15 protein-coding genes are annotated in these 15,130 nt (G+C 63.1%); 1 reads left to right on the top strand and 14 read right to left on the bottom strand.

What is annotated here, in order from left to right:
* Positions 1-2 precede the first annotated feature (2 nt).
* The 14 genes from JHD59_RS01935 to ndk all read right to left on the bottom strand — a co-directional run bounded on the left by JHD59_RS01935 (position 3) and on the right by ndk (position 14,068).
* Entirely contained in the window at positions 3-1,154 is a 1,152-nt protein-coding gene (locus JHD59_RS01935; protein ID WP_199152927.1) for an ATP phosphoribosyltransferase regulatory subunit, read from the bottom strand.
* Between the two features lie 97 nt (positions 1,155-1,251).
* Complete coding sequence (hflC, locus tag JHD59_RS01930; RefSeq protein ID WP_103319894.1) at positions 1,252-2,136, bottom strand: protease modulator HflC; 885 nt, start codon at positions 2,134-2,136, stop codon at positions 1,252-1,254.
* Positions 2,133-3,371: an FtsH protease activity modulator HflK gene (gene hflK / locus JHD59_RS01925; protein WP_199152926.1), complete on the bottom strand. Its 1,239-nt coding sequence runs from the start codon at positions 3,369-3,371 to the stop codon at positions 2,133-2,135. Before hflK ends, hflC begins: the two co-directional genes overlap by 4 nt.
* A complete protein-coding gene (gene hflX, locus JHD59_RS01920) occupies positions 3,358-4,488 on the bottom strand; it encodes a ribosome rescue GTPase HflX (RefSeq protein WP_199152925.1) in 1,131 nt (376 codons plus the stop codon). The genes hflK and hflX overlap by 14 nt, the downstream gene beginning before the upstream one ends.
* 92 nt (positions 4,489-4,580) lie before the next feature.
* Complete coding sequence (hfq, locus tag JHD59_RS01915; protein ID WP_043625265.1) at positions 4,581-4,841, bottom strand: RNA chaperone Hfq; 261 nt, start codon at positions 4,839-4,841, stop codon at positions 4,581-4,583.
* A 91-nt stretch (positions 4,842-4,932) separates the two neighbouring features.
* A complete protein-coding gene (der, locus tag JHD59_RS01910) occupies positions 4,933-6,345 on the bottom strand; it encodes a ribosome biogenesis GTPase Der (protein WP_103319900.1) in 1,413 nt (470 codons plus the stop codon).
* 12 nt (positions 6,346-6,357) lie between these two features.
* A complete protein-coding gene (gene bamB, locus JHD59_RS01905; RefSeq protein ID WP_103319902.1) occupies positions 6,358-7,497 on the bottom strand; it encodes an outer membrane protein assembly factor BamB in 1,140 nt (379 codons plus the stop codon).
* A 4-nt stretch (positions 7,498-7,501) separates the two neighbouring features.
* Entirely contained in the window at positions 7,502-8,131 is a 630-nt protein-coding gene (locus JHD59_RS01900) for a tetratricopeptide repeat protein (protein ID WP_199152924.1), read from the bottom strand.
* A gap of 19 nt (positions 8,132-8,150) precedes the next feature.
* Positions 8,151-9,422, bottom strand: a complete 1,272-nt coding sequence (gene hisS / locus JHD59_RS01895) for a histidine--tRNA ligase (RefSeq protein ID WP_199152923.1) — start codon at positions 9,420-9,422, stop codon at positions 8,151-8,153.
* A gap of 35 nt (positions 9,423-9,457) precedes the next feature.
* A complete protein-coding gene (gene ispG, locus JHD59_RS01890) occupies positions 9,458-10,741 on the bottom strand; it encodes a flavodoxin-dependent (E)-4-hydroxy-3-methylbut-2-enyl-diphosphate synthase (RefSeq protein WP_103319905.1) in 1,284 nt (427 codons plus the stop codon).
* Positions 10,742-10,754: 13 nt separating this feature from the next.
* Complete coding sequence (locus tag JHD59_RS01885) at positions 10,755-11,735, bottom strand: helix-turn-helix domain-containing protein (protein ID WP_199152922.1); 981 nt, start codon at positions 11,733-11,735, stop codon at positions 10,755-10,757.
* Between the two features lie 2 nt (positions 11,736-11,737).
* Entirely contained in the window at positions 11,738-12,481 is a 744-nt protein-coding gene (pilW, locus tag JHD59_RS01880; protein WP_071108191.1) for a type IV pilus biogenesis/stability protein PilW, read from the bottom strand.
* Complete coding sequence (gene rlmN / locus JHD59_RS01875; protein ID WP_103319908.1) at positions 12,478-13,572, bottom strand: 23S rRNA (adenine(2503)-C(2))-methyltransferase RlmN; 1,095 nt, start codon at positions 13,570-13,572, stop codon at positions 12,478-12,480. Before rlmN ends, pilW begins: the two co-directional genes overlap by 4 nt.
* Before the next feature lie 70 nt (positions 13,573-13,642).
* On the bottom strand, positions 13,643-14,068 hold the full coding sequence (ndk, locus tag JHD59_RS01870; protein ID WP_043625243.1) for a nucleoside-diphosphate kinase: 426 nt from the start codon (positions 14,066-14,068) through the stop codon (positions 13,643-13,645).
* A gap of 132 nt (positions 14,069-14,200) precedes the next feature.
* Between ndk and JHD59_RS01865 the strand changes: the two genes are divergently transcribed.
* Complete coding sequence (locus JHD59_RS01865) at positions 14,201-15,037, top strand: SPOR domain-containing protein (protein WP_199152921.1); 837 nt, start codon at positions 14,201-14,203, stop codon at positions 15,035-15,037.
* Positions 15,038-15,130 lie beyond the last annotated feature (93 nt).

Here is a 15,130-nt window from a genome sequence, read left to right as displayed (position 1 = left end):
AATCAATGAAACGGCGCCAGCTGCCAGCCCTGCTCGGCCGGCACCAGCTCGCGATCGCAATTCAACGCTTCCGCCGATTCGCCCAGATAATCCACCACCACCATCTCGCCTGAGGCGCGCAGACGCGCCACTTCCTCAGCGGCAGCCGGCAGATGGCGGGCCGCCACGCGGATGCCTCGGCTGGAGTCCCGCTCCGGCAGGATGCGCAGCAGGTCGCGCAAATCCAGGCTGAAGCCGGTGGCCGGACGGGCGCGGCCAAAGCGCCGGCCCACATTGTCGTAGCGGCCGCCGCGCGCGATGGCGTCGGACCAGCCCGGCGCGTAAGCCGCGAACATCAGGCCGGTGTGATAGAAGTCGCCGCGCAGCTCGGCCAGATCGAAGCTCAGCTCCACCCTGCCCTGCATCGCGCGGGCGATGGCGGACAGCTGCATCAGCCCCAGCTCCACCTCCGGCAGCGAAGGCAGACGGGTACGCGCCTTCTCCAGCACAGAAGCCGGGCCATACAACTCCGGCAGCGCCAGGAAAGCGCTCTTGTAAGGTTCGGCCACGCCGGCCACCAGCGCGGCGATGCCGGCGGTGTCCTTATTCTGCAAGAGGCCGAACAGCTCGCGGCTCACCTCCGGCGCGAGGCCGGCCGCCGCGGCCAAGCCCCGGTAGATGGCGATATGGCCCACGTCCAGACGCAGTTTTTCCACGCCGGCTTTTTCCAGCGTGGACAGCATCAGATCGATGATCTCCAGGTCGGCCTCGATGCCGGCATAGCCGTACAGCTCCGCGCCCACCTGCAGCGGCTCGCGCGAGCTGGTCAGGCCGGACGGACGGCTGTGCACCACGCTGCCGGCGTAGCACAGGCGGGTGACGCCGGTGCGGCCGCCCAACAGGTGGGCGTCGATGCGCGCCACCTGCGGCGTGATGTCGGCGCGCAGGCCCAGCTGGCGACCGGATAACTGGTCGTCCAGCTTGAAGGTTTTCAGATCCAGCGTGACGTCGCCTTCGCTGACCAGCGAATCGATGTACTCGATCAGCGGCGGCAGCACCAGCTCGTAGCCAGCCACGCGAAAGCCTTCCAGCATCGCGGCCTTGGCGGATTCAACCTGACGCGCCGTGGCCGGCAGGATGTCCGCGATATATTCAGGTAACAGCCAATTACGCATTTCGTTTCAACAGAATAAAAGGCGGGAGGAGCCCCGCCTTGTCATCAGCAAACTGGCCAGGTCGCCCCGGCCAGTCTTCTTTATACTAAATTGTCGCTTACTTGCTCTTGCCTTGTCCCGCCTGCGGGTTCTTCAGGTACTTGAAGAAATCGCTGCTCGGATCCAGCACCAGCACGTCGCTCTTGTTCTTGAACGACTCCTTGTACGCATCCATGCTGCGCCAGAAGGCGTAGAACTCCGGATTCTTGCCGTAGGCCTCGGCGTAGATCGCCCCCGCCTTGGCATCGCCCACGCCCTTCAGCTCCTGCGCCTTGCGATAGGCTTCCGCCAGGATCACGTCGCGCTGCTTGTCGGCTTCCGCCCGCACCCGCTCGGCATCGGCAGCGCCTTCGCTGCGCAGCTTGCTGGCCACGGTGCGACGCTCGGACTGCATGCGGTCGTAGACGGAACTGCTTATTTTATCCGGAAAGTCGACGCGTTTTAAGCGGACATCGAGAATTTCCACACCTATTTTACGCGCATCCGCGTCCGCGCGCTTGCGAACCGTCTCCATGACCTGATCGCGCTGGCCGGAAATGACGTCGGCAACGGTCTTCTGGCCGAACTCCGCGCGCAGGCCATCATTGATGGTCTGCTTCAGACGCGCCACGGCGGCAGCCTCGGTGCCGACGCTCTTGTAGAACTGCGACACATCGACCACGCGCCATTTCACGAAGCTGTCCACCAGCACGTTCTTCTTCTCGCGGGTGTTGAACAGCTCAGGCGTTTCCGCATCGATGGTCTGCACGCGGCGGTCGAAGTAGCGCACGTTCTGCAGCAGCGGAATCTTGAACTGGATGCCCGGCTGGGAGATCACCTTGACCACCTCGCCGAATTGGAAGACCAGCGCGTACTGGCGCTGATCGACGGTGAACAGCGACAAGCTGGCGACAAACAGCGCGCCGGCGATCGCCACCAGGGTTGGGATCAGTCTTTGCGTCATCGCTCCGCTCCAAAAATATCGCGACCGCGCGAGGTATCGCGCCCGTTCTTGGCCGCCGGCGGATTAGCCGGCTGGGCCGGGGCCGCAGGGGCCGGGCTCGCGGAGGGTTGGGCGGGAGCCGGCGCGGCGGTGCCGGGAGCGGTCATCTGCATCAGCTTGTCCAGCGGCAGGTAGAGCAGGCTGTTGCCGCCCTTCTGATCCACCAGCACCTTGCTGCTGTTGTGCATGATCTGCTGCATCATGTCGAGGTACATGCGGTCGCGCATGACCTTGGGCGCCTTGTTGTATTCAGGCAACACTTGCTTGAATCGCTGGGCATCACCCTCGGCTCGTTCCACCACCTGCTGCTGGTAAGCCTCGGCTTCCTGCACCAGACGCGAAGCCATGCCCTTGGCCTTGGGCACCACTTCGTTGGCGTAGGCCATGCCCTCGTTCAGCAGCTTGTCCTTGTCCTGGCCCGCCTTCACCGCGTCGTCGAACGCCGCCAGCACCTGCTGCGGCGGCTGCACGTCGTTGATGTTGACCTTGGCGATGCGGATGCCGGCCTGGTAGCGGTCCAGTACTTCCTGGATCAGCTTGTGGGCGTCTACGGCGATCTGGGCGCGCCCCTCGTTCAGGACGAAGTCCACCTTGTTGCGGCCGACCACCTCGCGGATGGCGGTTTCCGTCGCCTGTTTGACCAGGTCCTTGCCGTCGCGCTCGCGCGCGGCGTTATTGAACAGAAACGCGCGCGCATCCTTGATGTCGTACTGGACCGACAGCTGCACATCTATGATGTTCTGGTCTTCGGTCAGCATCAGCGACTCTTCCGGCACGCGGTTCTGCGCGCTGCCGCGATAACCGACTTCGACGCTGCGCACTTCGGTCAGGTTGACGATTTCGGACTTCTCGAACGGATACGGGGCGCGCCATTGCAGGCCCGGCTCGGTCAGGCGATTGAAACTGCCCAGCCGCAGCACCACGCCGGCTTCGCGCGCGTCCACCACGTAGAAGCCGCTGGCCAGCCACAAGGCGGCCAATACGCCGATCACGGCGGCGGCGCCGCCTTTGAACGACGGCGGCGATATGCCGGAGCCGGGGCGTCCGCCCTGGCCCATCGGGTTGTTCGGGCCGCCATTGCCGGACTTGCCGCCCAGCAGGCGGGACAGTTTGCGGTTCAGATCACGGAACACTTCATCGAGGTCCGGTGGCCCATTCTGGCCGTTGCGGCCACGGTTCGGGTCATTCTGCGACATGCTCGTATGGTTCTTTATGGTTGTTTGCGAAAGGTTGCACCCGTTCGGCAATCGCCTCGCGCAAGAGTTCCAGCCCCTCGCCCTTCAGCGCCGATACGCGTACCGAAACGATCTGGCCATCCTCGCCGCGCTCGATCTCCGGCGGCAGCGCTTTCAGATCGCATTTGTTCCATACGATGAGCTGCGGAATGCCATCGGCGTCGATTTCGGCCAGCACCTTGTTGACCTCCTCGATCTGCGCATCGCGCATCTCGTTGGCGCAGTCCACCACATGCAGCAGCAGATTGGCCTGGACCGTCTCCTCCAGCGTGGCGCGGAAAGCCGCCACCAGGGTATGCGGCAGATCGCGGATGAAGCCGACGGTGTCGGACAGCACGACGGAACTTTGGTGGTTCAGAAACAGTTTGCGGCTGGTGGTGTCCAGCGTGGCGAACAACTGGTCGGCGGCGTAGCTGTTGGCCTTGGTCAGCGCATTGAACAAGGTGGATTTGCCGGCGTTGGTATAGCCGACGATGGACACCGAAGCGATGCCGGCGCGATTGCGCCCCTTGCGCTGGGTGTTGCGCTGCTTCTGCACCTGGCCCAAACGCTCCTTCAGCGCCTTGACGCGGATGCCGAGCAGGCGGCGGTCGGTTTCCAGCTGGGTTTCGCCGGGGCCGCGCAGGCCGATGCCGCCCTTTTGCCGCTCCAAGTGGGTCCAGCCGCGCACCAGGCGCGTGGACAGATGCGATAGCTGGGCCAGCTCCACCTGCAGCTTGCCTTCATGGCTGCGGGCGCGCTGAGCGAAAATATCGAGGATCAGGCTGTTGCGGTCGATCACGCGGCACTGGATCACGCGCTCCAGGTTGCGCTCCTGGCCCGGCGACAGCGCGTGGTTGAAGATCACCACGTTGGCGCCGGTGGCCCGCACCATGGACGCGATCTCCTCCACCTTGCCCTTGCCGGCGAACAGGGCCGCGTCGGGGCGCTGACGCTTGCCCTGCACCATGCCGAGAATTTCGACATGGCTGCTGCGCACCAGCTCGGCGCACTCGGCGACACTTTCCTGGTAGTCGGCATCACCAAAATCCAGGCTGACCAGAACGGCCTGGTCGCCTAAGTCGGGACGATCAAACATGCTGTAGCAATCTAGTGCGGCGATAAAAGACAAAGGCCGAAAGGCCGCATGCATGATGCGGCCAATCGGCCCGGGCGGCGAGGCCGGCTGCCTTAGGCGTCCTGCGCCTGTTCCTGCTTCTGCGCCGGGTGTTCGTGCGGGATGGTAACCGCGCGAGCCGGGACCACGGTGGAGATGGCGTGCTTGTAAACCATCTGAGTGACCGTATTCTTCAGCAGAACCACGTACTGGTCGAAGGATTCAACCTGACCCTGCAACTTGATGCCGTTGACCAGATAGATGGAGACCGGCACGTGTTCCTTACGCAGGATGTTCAGGAACGGGTCTTGTAACATTTGCCCTTTAGAGCTCATTCGTTTTTCTCCGAATCGTTGATTGTTGTATTAACTGTACAGCGAACAGCGCGGCGGCCTGCTTATTTTTAGCAGAAAACATTCCGGCGTACTATTTTTTGCTGTTTTTGCCGTAGCGAACTTCTTTTTCCCTGCCCCGCATCTTGGACATCGGCTTAGGCTTGGCCCGGGATTTCTCCTTGCCGTCGTCGTTGTCGAACGGGTTTTCCGACGATTTATACTGCACTCTCAGCGGGGTGCCCTGCAGTTTGAACACTTTACGGAAAGTATGTTCCAAATAGCGGGTGTAGCTGTTGGGTATATTGTCGAGCGCGTTGCCGTGCACGACGATGATAGGCGGATTCTGCCCGCCTTGGTGCGCATAGCGCATCTTGGGGCGGATCAGGCCGCTGCGCGGCGGTTGCTGGCGCTCCAGCGCCACCTGCAGCACCCGCGTCAGCTTCGGCGTCGCCAGCTTCACCATCGCGGCGCGGTAAGCCTCGTCGATCGATTTGAACAAGTCTGCCACACCTCGGCCCTCGATGGCCGAGATGTAATGAAACTTTGCGAAATCCAGGAAGTTGAGCTTGCGCGCGATCTCGCGGCGCACGGTGTCTTTCTGCTCGCTGTCCAGGTTGTCCCACTTGTTGACTGCCACCACCAGGGCTCGGCCCGCCTCCAGCGCGAAGCCCGCGATAGTGGCGTCCTGCTCGGAGATGTCCAGTTGGGCATCCAGCACCAGCACCGCGACGTTGGCGTCTTCAATCGCCTTCATGGTCTTGATGACGGAGAATTTCTCCAGCATCTCGTTGACCTTGGCGCGACGGCGCACGCCGGCGGTGTCGATGATGGTATAGGTATGGCCTTCGCGCTCAAAATCAATATAGATGCTGTCGCGGGTGGTGCCGGCCTGGTCGAAGGCGATGACGCGCTCCTCGCCCAGAATGGCGTTCACCAGGGTGGACTTGCCGACATTCGGCCGGCCGATCACGGCGAACTTCGGATGGCGGCTGTCTTCTTCCTCCACTTCATCGGGGAAGCCCTCCAGCACCAGCTCCATCAGCTCGCGCACACCGTCGCCGTGGGCGGCGGAAATCACCAGCGGTTCCCCCAGCGCCAGTTCATGGAACTCGGCACCGGCGATGGCATGCTTCATGCCTTCCGCCTTGTTGACGGCCAGGAACACCGGACGGTCCAGTTGGCGCAGGCGGTTGGCGATGATCTTGTCTTGCGGCGTCAGGCCGGAACGGCCGTCCACCAGGAACACCACGGCATCGGCTTCGTCAACGGCCTGCAAGGTCTGCTTGGCCATTTCGAACAGGATGCCTTCGTCCACCACCGGCTCGAAACCGCCGGTGTCCACCACCAGATACGGCTTCTCGCCGACCCGGCCGTGACCGTAATGACGGTCACGCGTCAGGCCCGGCTGGTCGGCGACCAGGGCGTCACGGCTGCGGGTCAGCCGGTTGAAGAGGGTCGACTTGCCCACATTGGGGCGGCCGACCAGCGCTACGGTAGGTTTCATGTAAAACTGCTTTTATCCCAAATTCAGCATCGCCAAGCGGCCATCCTGTCCCTGTACCAGGGCGGAGGAGCCGAGCGACACCGGTTGATTGACCGGACCGGAGGTGCCGATCTTGCTGCGGCCGACAATGCCGCCGCTCTCGTTGGATAGCAGATGCGCATAGCCTTCGCCATCCACCACCAGCACGAAGCGGCCCAGCATGACCGGGCCGGAGACATCGCGGTACTTCAGATCGTCGTTTTTCCAGACGTTGCGGCCGCTCTGGCGATCATAGGCCCAGACCGAACCGTTTTCCGCCGTCACGTAGACATTGCGGGCATCCACCGCCAGGCCGCGGCTGGACGAGATCTCGCGCGCCCACTGCAGGCTGCCGCTGCGCGCCTCAAAGCAGGCGACGCGCCCTTGATAGGCCACGGCGCACACCTGGCCGCCATCGAATACCGGGCGGCTGGTGACGTCGGTGACGCGCTCCAGCTCGGTGGCGCCGCGCGGCGTGGCCACGGCACCCTGCCACAGCGAATTGCCGGTTTGCGGATTGATGATGTCGAGCTGGCCGCCGGCCTGCCCCACCATCACCGCCTCGCGGCCCACCGCGCGCATCGAGCCGTCGTTGCGCACCGTCAGCTGCGGCAATACGTTGCCGACCGACCACTGCTGCTTGCCGTCGGCCAGGTTGAACCCCGTCAGACGGGCATCGTTGGTGCGCACGATGACCTTGTCGCCGGCGATCTGCGGCGCTTCCAGCATCAGGCTGGTCAGGGACTGCTCCCACAGCGTCTTGCCGCTGACGCGGTCCACCGCCAGCAGCTTGGCGTCCTGCGTGCCCACCAGCACGGTATCGCCGCTGACGGCGACGCCGGTGCTCAGGCCGCGCTTCAGCGACACATCGCTCTGGATACGGCCGGACAGGGCATCGATGCTGCGGATGCGCCCCGCAGCGTCTGCCGTCACCACATTGCCGTTGGCGTACACCGGCAGGAAGCTGCCGGCCGGCGCCGCCTGCTGCAGCGTCCACTTGAGCTCCAGCGTCTGCAGCGGCTTGATGGCGGCCAGCGGCGTCGGCTGAAATTGCGAGGAACCTTCAAACCAGCTGGCGCAACCAGCCAGCGACAAGGAAGAGATGACAGCGGTAAGCAACAGTTGGCGGCGCATGCGATCAGCCTCCCAACGCGTCGAGTTTCATCCGAACCAGCTCGCGGCTCGGATTTTCTTCCACCAGCTTGGCCAGCGCGGCCTTGTAGGCGTCGCGCGCGCCGGCGGTATCGCCCTTGGCGGAGAACACATCGCCCTTCAACTCGAGATACTCGGCGTCGAAAGCCGCCGGGTGCGGCTGGTTGAGCTCAGAAATCGCGGCATCGTATTTCTTCTGCTGCAGATGCAGCGATGCCAGACGCAAGCGGGCGATGGCCTGCATGGCCTCGTCCTTGCCGTTCGTCACCACCCACTGCAGCTGGCTGGAGGCCAGATCGAGATCGTTCTTGTCGAACGCAGCCTTGGCCAGCACCAGCGCGCTGCGGCTGGCGTAAACCGTGCCGGCGAACTCGCCCTGCAATTGCTGGGCCGCCGTTTTCAGCTTGGCGACATCCTTGGCGGCGATGGCTGCGTCCACTGCTTCATACGCGACGGCGGCTTTTTCCGCTTGCTGGCGCTGATACATGCCATAGGCCTTGTAACCCAGGTAGCCGAGGCTGACCGCCAGCACTGCGCCGCCGATCAGTTTGCCCCACTGCTGCCAGAAGGCCTTCATCGAATCGATCTGTTCCTGTTCCTGCAAGTCGAACGCCATTGCGTTCCCCCTTATTCAATCAAGCTTTCAGAGTGGCCAGCGTCGCGGCGACATCCGCGGCTGCCACGGTCTTTTGTTCGATTTCCGCGCGCAAGGCCTTGATCACGGCCTGGCCGGCGGCGATCTCGTTCTCGCCGACGATGACGGCGAACGCTGCGCCGCTGGCATCGGCCTTCTTCATTTGAGACTTGAAGCTGCCCTCGCCCAGGTGCTGCACCACGGAGAAACCGGCGGCGCGCAATTGCTGCGCCAGCTTCATCGAGTACAGGCCCGCGCCCTCGCCCTGGTTGACCAGGTAGACATCGACGCCGCGCTGCGACGGCAGCAGGCCCTTGTCTTGCAGCAACAGCAGCACGCGCTCCATGCCCATGCCGAAGCCGATGCCCGGCGCCGGCTTGCCGCCCAGCTGCTCGATCAGGCCGTCGTAACGGCCGCCGGCGCAGACGGTGCCCTGGGCGCCCAGCTCGGTGGTCACCCACTCGAACACGGACTGGTTATAGTAGTCCAAACCACGCACCAGCCGCGGGTTTTCCACATACTCCACGCCCAGCGCGGCGATCATCGCCTTCCAACCCTCGTAATGGGCGCGCGACGCCTCGCCCAGATAGTCGGACAGTTTGGGCGCGGCGTTGGCCATTTCCTGCAGCGCCGGATTCTTGGTGTCCAGCACGCGCAGCGGATTGGTGTACAGGCGGCGCTTGCCATCCTCGTCCAGGATGTCGACGTGGCGCTCCAGGTACTGGATCAGCGCGTCGCGGTGGGCGGCGCGCTCTTCCTTGTTGCCCAGCGAGTTGATTTCCAGACGCACATACTGGCTGATGTCGAGACGGCGCCACAGGTCGGCCGTCATCGCGATGATTTCGGCGTCCACGTCCGGGCCGGCAAAGCCCAGCGCTTCCACGCCCATCTGGTGGAACTGGCGGTAGCGGCCCTTTTGCGGACGCTCGTGGCGATACATCGGCCCCATGTACCACACCTTCTGGGTGGCGTTGTAGAGCAGATTGTGCTCGACCACCGCGCGCAGCGTGCCTGCGGTGCCCTCAGGGCGCAGCGTCAGGCTGTCCCCGTTCAGGCTGTCAATGAAGGTGTACATTTCCTTTTCGACGATGTCGGTGACTTCGCCGATGGAACGGACAAACAACGCGGTATTTTCCAGGATAGGGGTGCGGATGTTGTGGTAGCCGTAGTCGGCCAGCAGCTTGCGCAGCACCCCTTCAAAATATTCCCACTGGTAGGATTCGGTCGGCAGCACATCGTTCATGCCTTTGACCGCTTGGTATTTCTGAGCCATTGCTATCTTCTTGTATCAGCTGAATTCTGGTTCCGTCAGGCTTTCACCGGCTGGATCGGAATAGTGCGGCTGGCGTTTTCGCGGCGCTTGGCGCCGCCTTCGCCGTAGCGGGTTTTGACATAGTTGTCGACGATGGCGGTGAACTCGGCCGCGATGTTGTCGCCCTTCAGCGTCACATCCTTGTGGCCGTCCACATAGACCGGGGCCACCGGCACTTCGCCGGTGCCGGGCAGGGAGATGCCGATGTCGGCCAGCTTGGACTCGCCCGGACCATTGACCACGCAGCCCATCACCGCCACCTTCATGTCCTCGACGCCAGGGTATTGCAGACGCCATACCGGCATCTGCTCGCGCAGGTAGTTCTGGATATCGTCCGCCAGCTCCTGGAAGAAGGTGCTGGTGGTGCGGCCGCAGCCCGGACAGGCGGTGACCAGCGGCGTAAAGCTGCGCAGACCCATGGTTTGCAGCAACTCCTGCGCCACCACCACTTCCTTGGTGCGCGCCTCGCCCGGTTGCGGCGTCAGCGAGATGCGGATGGTATCGCCTATGCCCTCCTGCAACAGCACGGCCAGCGCGGCGCTGGAAGCGACGATGCCCTTGCTGCCCATGCCGGCTTCGGTCAAACCCAGGTGCAGCGGGTAGTCGCAGCGGCTGCCCAGCTCGCGGTAGACGCTGATCAGGTCCTGCACATTGCTGACCTTGCAGGACAGGATGATATTGTCCGGCGACAGGCCGATTTCCATGGCTTTATCGGCCGACTCCAGCGCCGAAACAATCAGCGCTTCCTGCATCAGTTTGGGCAGCGGCAAAGGCGCGGCGGAGCGGTTATTGGCGTCCATCATCCGAGCCAGCAAGGCTTGGTCCAGGCTGCCCCAGTTGACGCCGATGCGCACCGCCTTGTCGAGCTCCATCGCGGTGCGGATCATGAAGGCGAACTTGTCGTCGCCCTTGGCGCCCTTGCCGACGTTGCCGGGATTGATCCGGTATTTGGCCAGCGCCTGGGCGCAATCCGGGTATTCCTTCAGCAGACGGTCGCCGTTGAAGTGGAAGTCGCCGACCAGCGGCACATTGCAACCCTGATCATCCAGCCGCTGGCGGATTTCCGCCACGCGCGCAGCCGCTTCCGGCGAGTTGACGGTGATGCGCACCACTTCGGAACCAGCCTGCGCCAGCTGATACACCTGTTCCGCCGTCGCGGCGGCGTCGGCGGTATCGGTATTCGTCATCGACTGCACCACCACTGGCGCGGCGGAGCCTACCAAAACATGCCCCACCCGCACTAGGCGAGTGGGGCGGCGCGCGATATTCACGCTATCCATTCGCTACCCTGCATCACTTGAGTTGAATCTTGGCGGTTGTGCCGCGGATCTTGTCGCTGAAGTCCACCGGCTTGCCGTTGTAGCTCAGCTCCACCTGGCTGGCGTTGCCCACCACCACTTTGAACGGCGCGGTGCCGGAAACCTCGGTGGCATCGCCAGGCTGCATGACTTTGTAAATCAGTTTGCGGCCGGTGGCGTCCTGCACCGATATCCAGGCCGCGTCCTTGACGTTGACGCTGACCTTGTCGTTGCCTGGCGCCGCTGCCGGCGCGCTGGCCAGCGGCTTGGCCGCAGCGGCCTTGACCGGGGCGCTCGCCACCGGCTTGGCGGCAATCGCCTTGGCTGGCGCGCTGGCAACAGGCTTGGCAGCAGCCAGCTGGGCCGGGCTGCTGGCTGCCGGCTTGGCGGCCGCCACCGCAGCCGAGGCGGGAGAGTTCGCCGGCGTCGCTGCCGCCGGAACGGATGCCGCCACCGCAGACGCATCATGCTGCTGAGTCAGCATCGGGGCCAGTTGGTCGTCCGCATGCTGCTCCGCCTTGGCGCCGCCATCGTCGCGATTGGCGTACCAGAAGCCGCCGCCCGCGATGCCGGCGACAATCACCGCCAGCGCCAGCCATTTGCCAATGGACGAGCCTTCACGGCTTTCCGCCGGCGCCTCCTCCGGCTCGTGCGGCAAGTCGCGCGCGGCGGTGCCTTTTACCAGATTGGCCACATCATTGACGGCCGAGGGAAAATGCTGCTCCAGGGCCTGCATCAGCGGCTCCGGATCCACGCCCAGAAAGCGCGCGTAATTGCGGACGAAGCCACGGACAAAGGTGGCTCCGGGCAAAGCGTCGAAATCGTCGCGCTCAATCGCTTCCAACTGCCGCATCGACAGCTTCAGCCGATCAGCCACTTCCCCCAAGCCCAGTCCGGCCGCCTCGCGCGCCGCTTTCAAACTGGGGCCGATGCCTTTGGGCATCGGAGCGTCTAGATGTTCGTTTGTTCTTTCCATCCTCAGCTTCCACTCAACAGCAGTTGTGTTTCTCTAGAGTCCGGATACCGGTTCTTCAGCTCGCCGGCGCATTCGCTTTCCAACGTGCCGTCGCCGGTCTTGCGGGCGATTCTGGCTCCCAGCCACAGGTCGGCGGCGCCCAAACCCTCGGGACTGGCGCTGCGCAGCCTGCCGAAATAGAAAGCGGCTAGTTTTGCATTACCCTGGCCAAGATGCATCTCCGCCAGTTCGCGCAGCGCCGGCGGATAATTGGGCGCCGCGCGCAAAGCGTCCAGCAGATACTCATTGGCCTTGTCCGCCTGCCCAAGCTTGAGGTTGCAACGCCCCAGGTTCAGATAGGCGGATTGAGGAGAATCATACAGCGGATTGGCCAGCGCCTTCAGAAACAGCGGCAGCGAATCCTGCACCCGGCCGTTTTCGCACAAAAACAGGCCGTAATTGTTGTTGGCGGCCGAATTCGCCGGGTCCAACTGCAAGGCGCGGCGGAAATCCTGTTCCGCCTGGTCGTTCTGCTGCAGCAAGCCCAGCACATAGGCCCGGGCGACATACGCGGCCACATAGGACGCATCCGCCTGCACCGCCTGATTGGCGTTGTCCAGCGCCGCCTTCAGATTGCCTATCCTGGCGTACTCCACGGCAAGCTGGCTGCGTATCTGCGCCAGCTCGCTGGAGTTAGCCGCCATGGCGGAGGTGGCGACGCCAAATGCCAACAGCCATCCAGCCAACCATCCCCGCCATTTATTCATAGTTTCTTATCCTCGCTTATTTGCATCCATTTGGCCTGACGCCTGGTTTTATCTTGCACTTGGCCGGCCAGTTGACCACAGGCTGCATCGATGTCGTCGCCGCGCGTCTTGCGCACGGTCACCACATAGCCTTGTTCTTGCAGAAGTTCACGGAAAATGCGGATCGCGTTGTTGCTGGAACGATCATAACCCGAGTTGGGGAAAGGATTGAATGGGATCAGGTTGAATTTGCACGGCACGTCCCTCACCAACTCCATCAACTGGCGAGCATGTTCCGGTCTATCGTTGACCCCGTCAAGCATCACATATTCAAAGGTGATGAAATCGCGCGGCGCTTTTTCCAGATAGCGGCTGCAGGCGGCCATCAGCTCCGACAGCGGATATTTCTTGTTGATCGGCACGATCACGTCGCGGATCGCGTCGTTCGGCGCATGCAGCGACACCGCCAGCGCCACCGGGCACTCCTCGCGCAGACGGTCCATCTGCGGCACCAGGCCGGAGGTGGACAACGTGACGCGGCGGCGGCTCAAACCATAGCCATGGTCGTCCAGCATGATCTGCATCGCGCTGACCACGTTGTCGAAATTGGCCAGCGGCTCGCCCATGCCCATCATCACCACATTGGACACCACGCGCTCGTTCTTCGGCGTCACGCCCATGGCCTTGTTGGCCCACCACAGCTGGCCGATGATCTCGGCAGTGCTCAGGTTGCGGTTGAATCCCTGGCGGCCGGTGGAGCAGAACGTGCACTCCAGCGCGCAACCCACCTGGGATGACACGCACAAAGTGCCGCGGTCGTCTTCCGGAATGAACACGGTTTCCACACCGTTGCCGGTGCCGACGTCGAGCAGCCACTTGCGGGTGCCATCACTGGACTCCTGCCCGGTCATCAGCGACGGCACGCGCACCTCGGCGCGCTCGTGAAGCTTGGCGCGCAGGCTCTTGGCGAGATCGGTCATCGCGTCGAAATCGTCTTCGGCCATCTGGTGCATCCAGCGCATCACTTGCTTGGCGCGGAACGGCTTCTCGCCCATTTCGGCAAAGTGCTGGGTCAACTGGTCCAGATTGAAGTCGAGCAGGTTGGTTTTCATGCAATCCTCGAGAGGGGAAAGAGGCCGCCGCTTGCGCGGCAGCCTCCGGTCAATCAACTACAGTTCGAGATTAGCGCGAGCAGATCTCGGAAGCGGCGAAGAAGTAGGCCACTTCGATGGCAGCGTTTTCCACGCTGTCGGAACCGTGCACGGCGTTGGCGTCGATCGAGTCGGCGAAATCGGCGCGGATGGTGCCGGCTTCAGCCTTCTTCGGGTCGGTCGCGCCCATCAGCTCGCGATTCTTCAGCACGGCGTTCTCGCCTTCCAGCGCCTGGATCATCACCGGGCCGGACACCATGAAGCTCACCAGATCGTTGAAGAACGGGCGTTCTTTGTGCACGGCGTAGAAGCCTTCGGCTTCCGCGCGGGACAGTTGCTTCATCTTGGCGGCCACAACCTTCAGGCCGGCGGATTCGAAGCGGTCGTAGATTTTACCAATTACGTTTTTCGCAACGGCATCCGGCTTAACGATGGACAAGGTACGTTCGATTGCCATATAAATTCTCCCTAACGACAAGACAAGTGGCTAAACTTGAGTATTATGACGCCACTCGGGTTACCCAATTCTGACGAACCCGCTATTTTAGCAGCGTTTTCAAACACGTGCTGCACATTCCATACAGGCACCATGCGAGAACAAAATCAGCAGCAAGCGCCGCAAATCGGCCCGGACGAATCCGACCTCAACAGCAAGCTGAAAAAACGGCTATGGATTGCCGGCGGACTGGTCGCCGTCGCCGTGGCCGCCATTCCACTGATGGACGCGCTGACCAAACCCAAAGTGGAAATGAGCAGCGACGCCCCCACTCCCAGCTCCGGCAAGATCGTCAAACCGGCATCCAGCCCGGAGGCCGGCATCATCACGCCGCCCAAGATCGCCAGCGCGCCCGCGCAGCAAAGCAGCGCACCGACAGCGGAAGCCGGCAATGGCGCGCCCGTCGCGCCTGCCGCCAACCTTCCGTCCACGCCGGACCTGAGCAAAACGCCCGCCATCGCCAACCAGCAAGCGGCCAGCCGACATCCGGCCAGCCCCCACGCAACGGCGCCAAGCCAGACGCAACCCGCCAGCAAAGCCGCAAGCCAGGAACGCGAAACGCCTCCGAGCAAAACGGCAAGCACTCGCCCACCCAGCACACCTGCGCGTAACGAAGCGACCACAGCGCCCAGCATGGACAACGCCGCCGCGGCAAAAGTTGCGCCGCCCGTCGCGACAGCCCTGCCAAGCGCTCCCGCCAAAGCCGAACCCGCCGGCAGCTCTGTGGGCTATCAAGTGCAGCTAGGCCTGTTCGCCAGCATGGGCAACGCCCAAAAACTGGTGAAAGAACTGCAGAAACACGGCATTGCGGCGCACACCGTCACCCGCGTCCAGGTCGGCCCGTTCAAAAACCGGGCCGAGGCCGACGAAGCCATGAAGAAATTGCGCGAACTAGGCTACGCGCCATTGCTCGCTCCCAGCGGGCAATAATAAACAAAGCCCGCTTCCGCGGGCTTTTTCACATCCAGTGAACAAACGCAAAAAAGCCCCGGATTGACTCCAGGGCTTTTTCTGAATTCTGGC

Origin of the sequence: Chromobacterium sp. ASV23 (assembly GCF_016428945.1) — a bacterium.
Taxonomy (GTDB): Bacteria; Pseudomonadota; Gammaproteobacteria; order Burkholderiales; family Chromobacteriaceae; genus Chromobacterium; species Chromobacterium sinusclupearum.
Note: the sequence above shows the minus strand (reverse complement) of the source record. Positions and strands in the feature narration are given on the sequence as shown.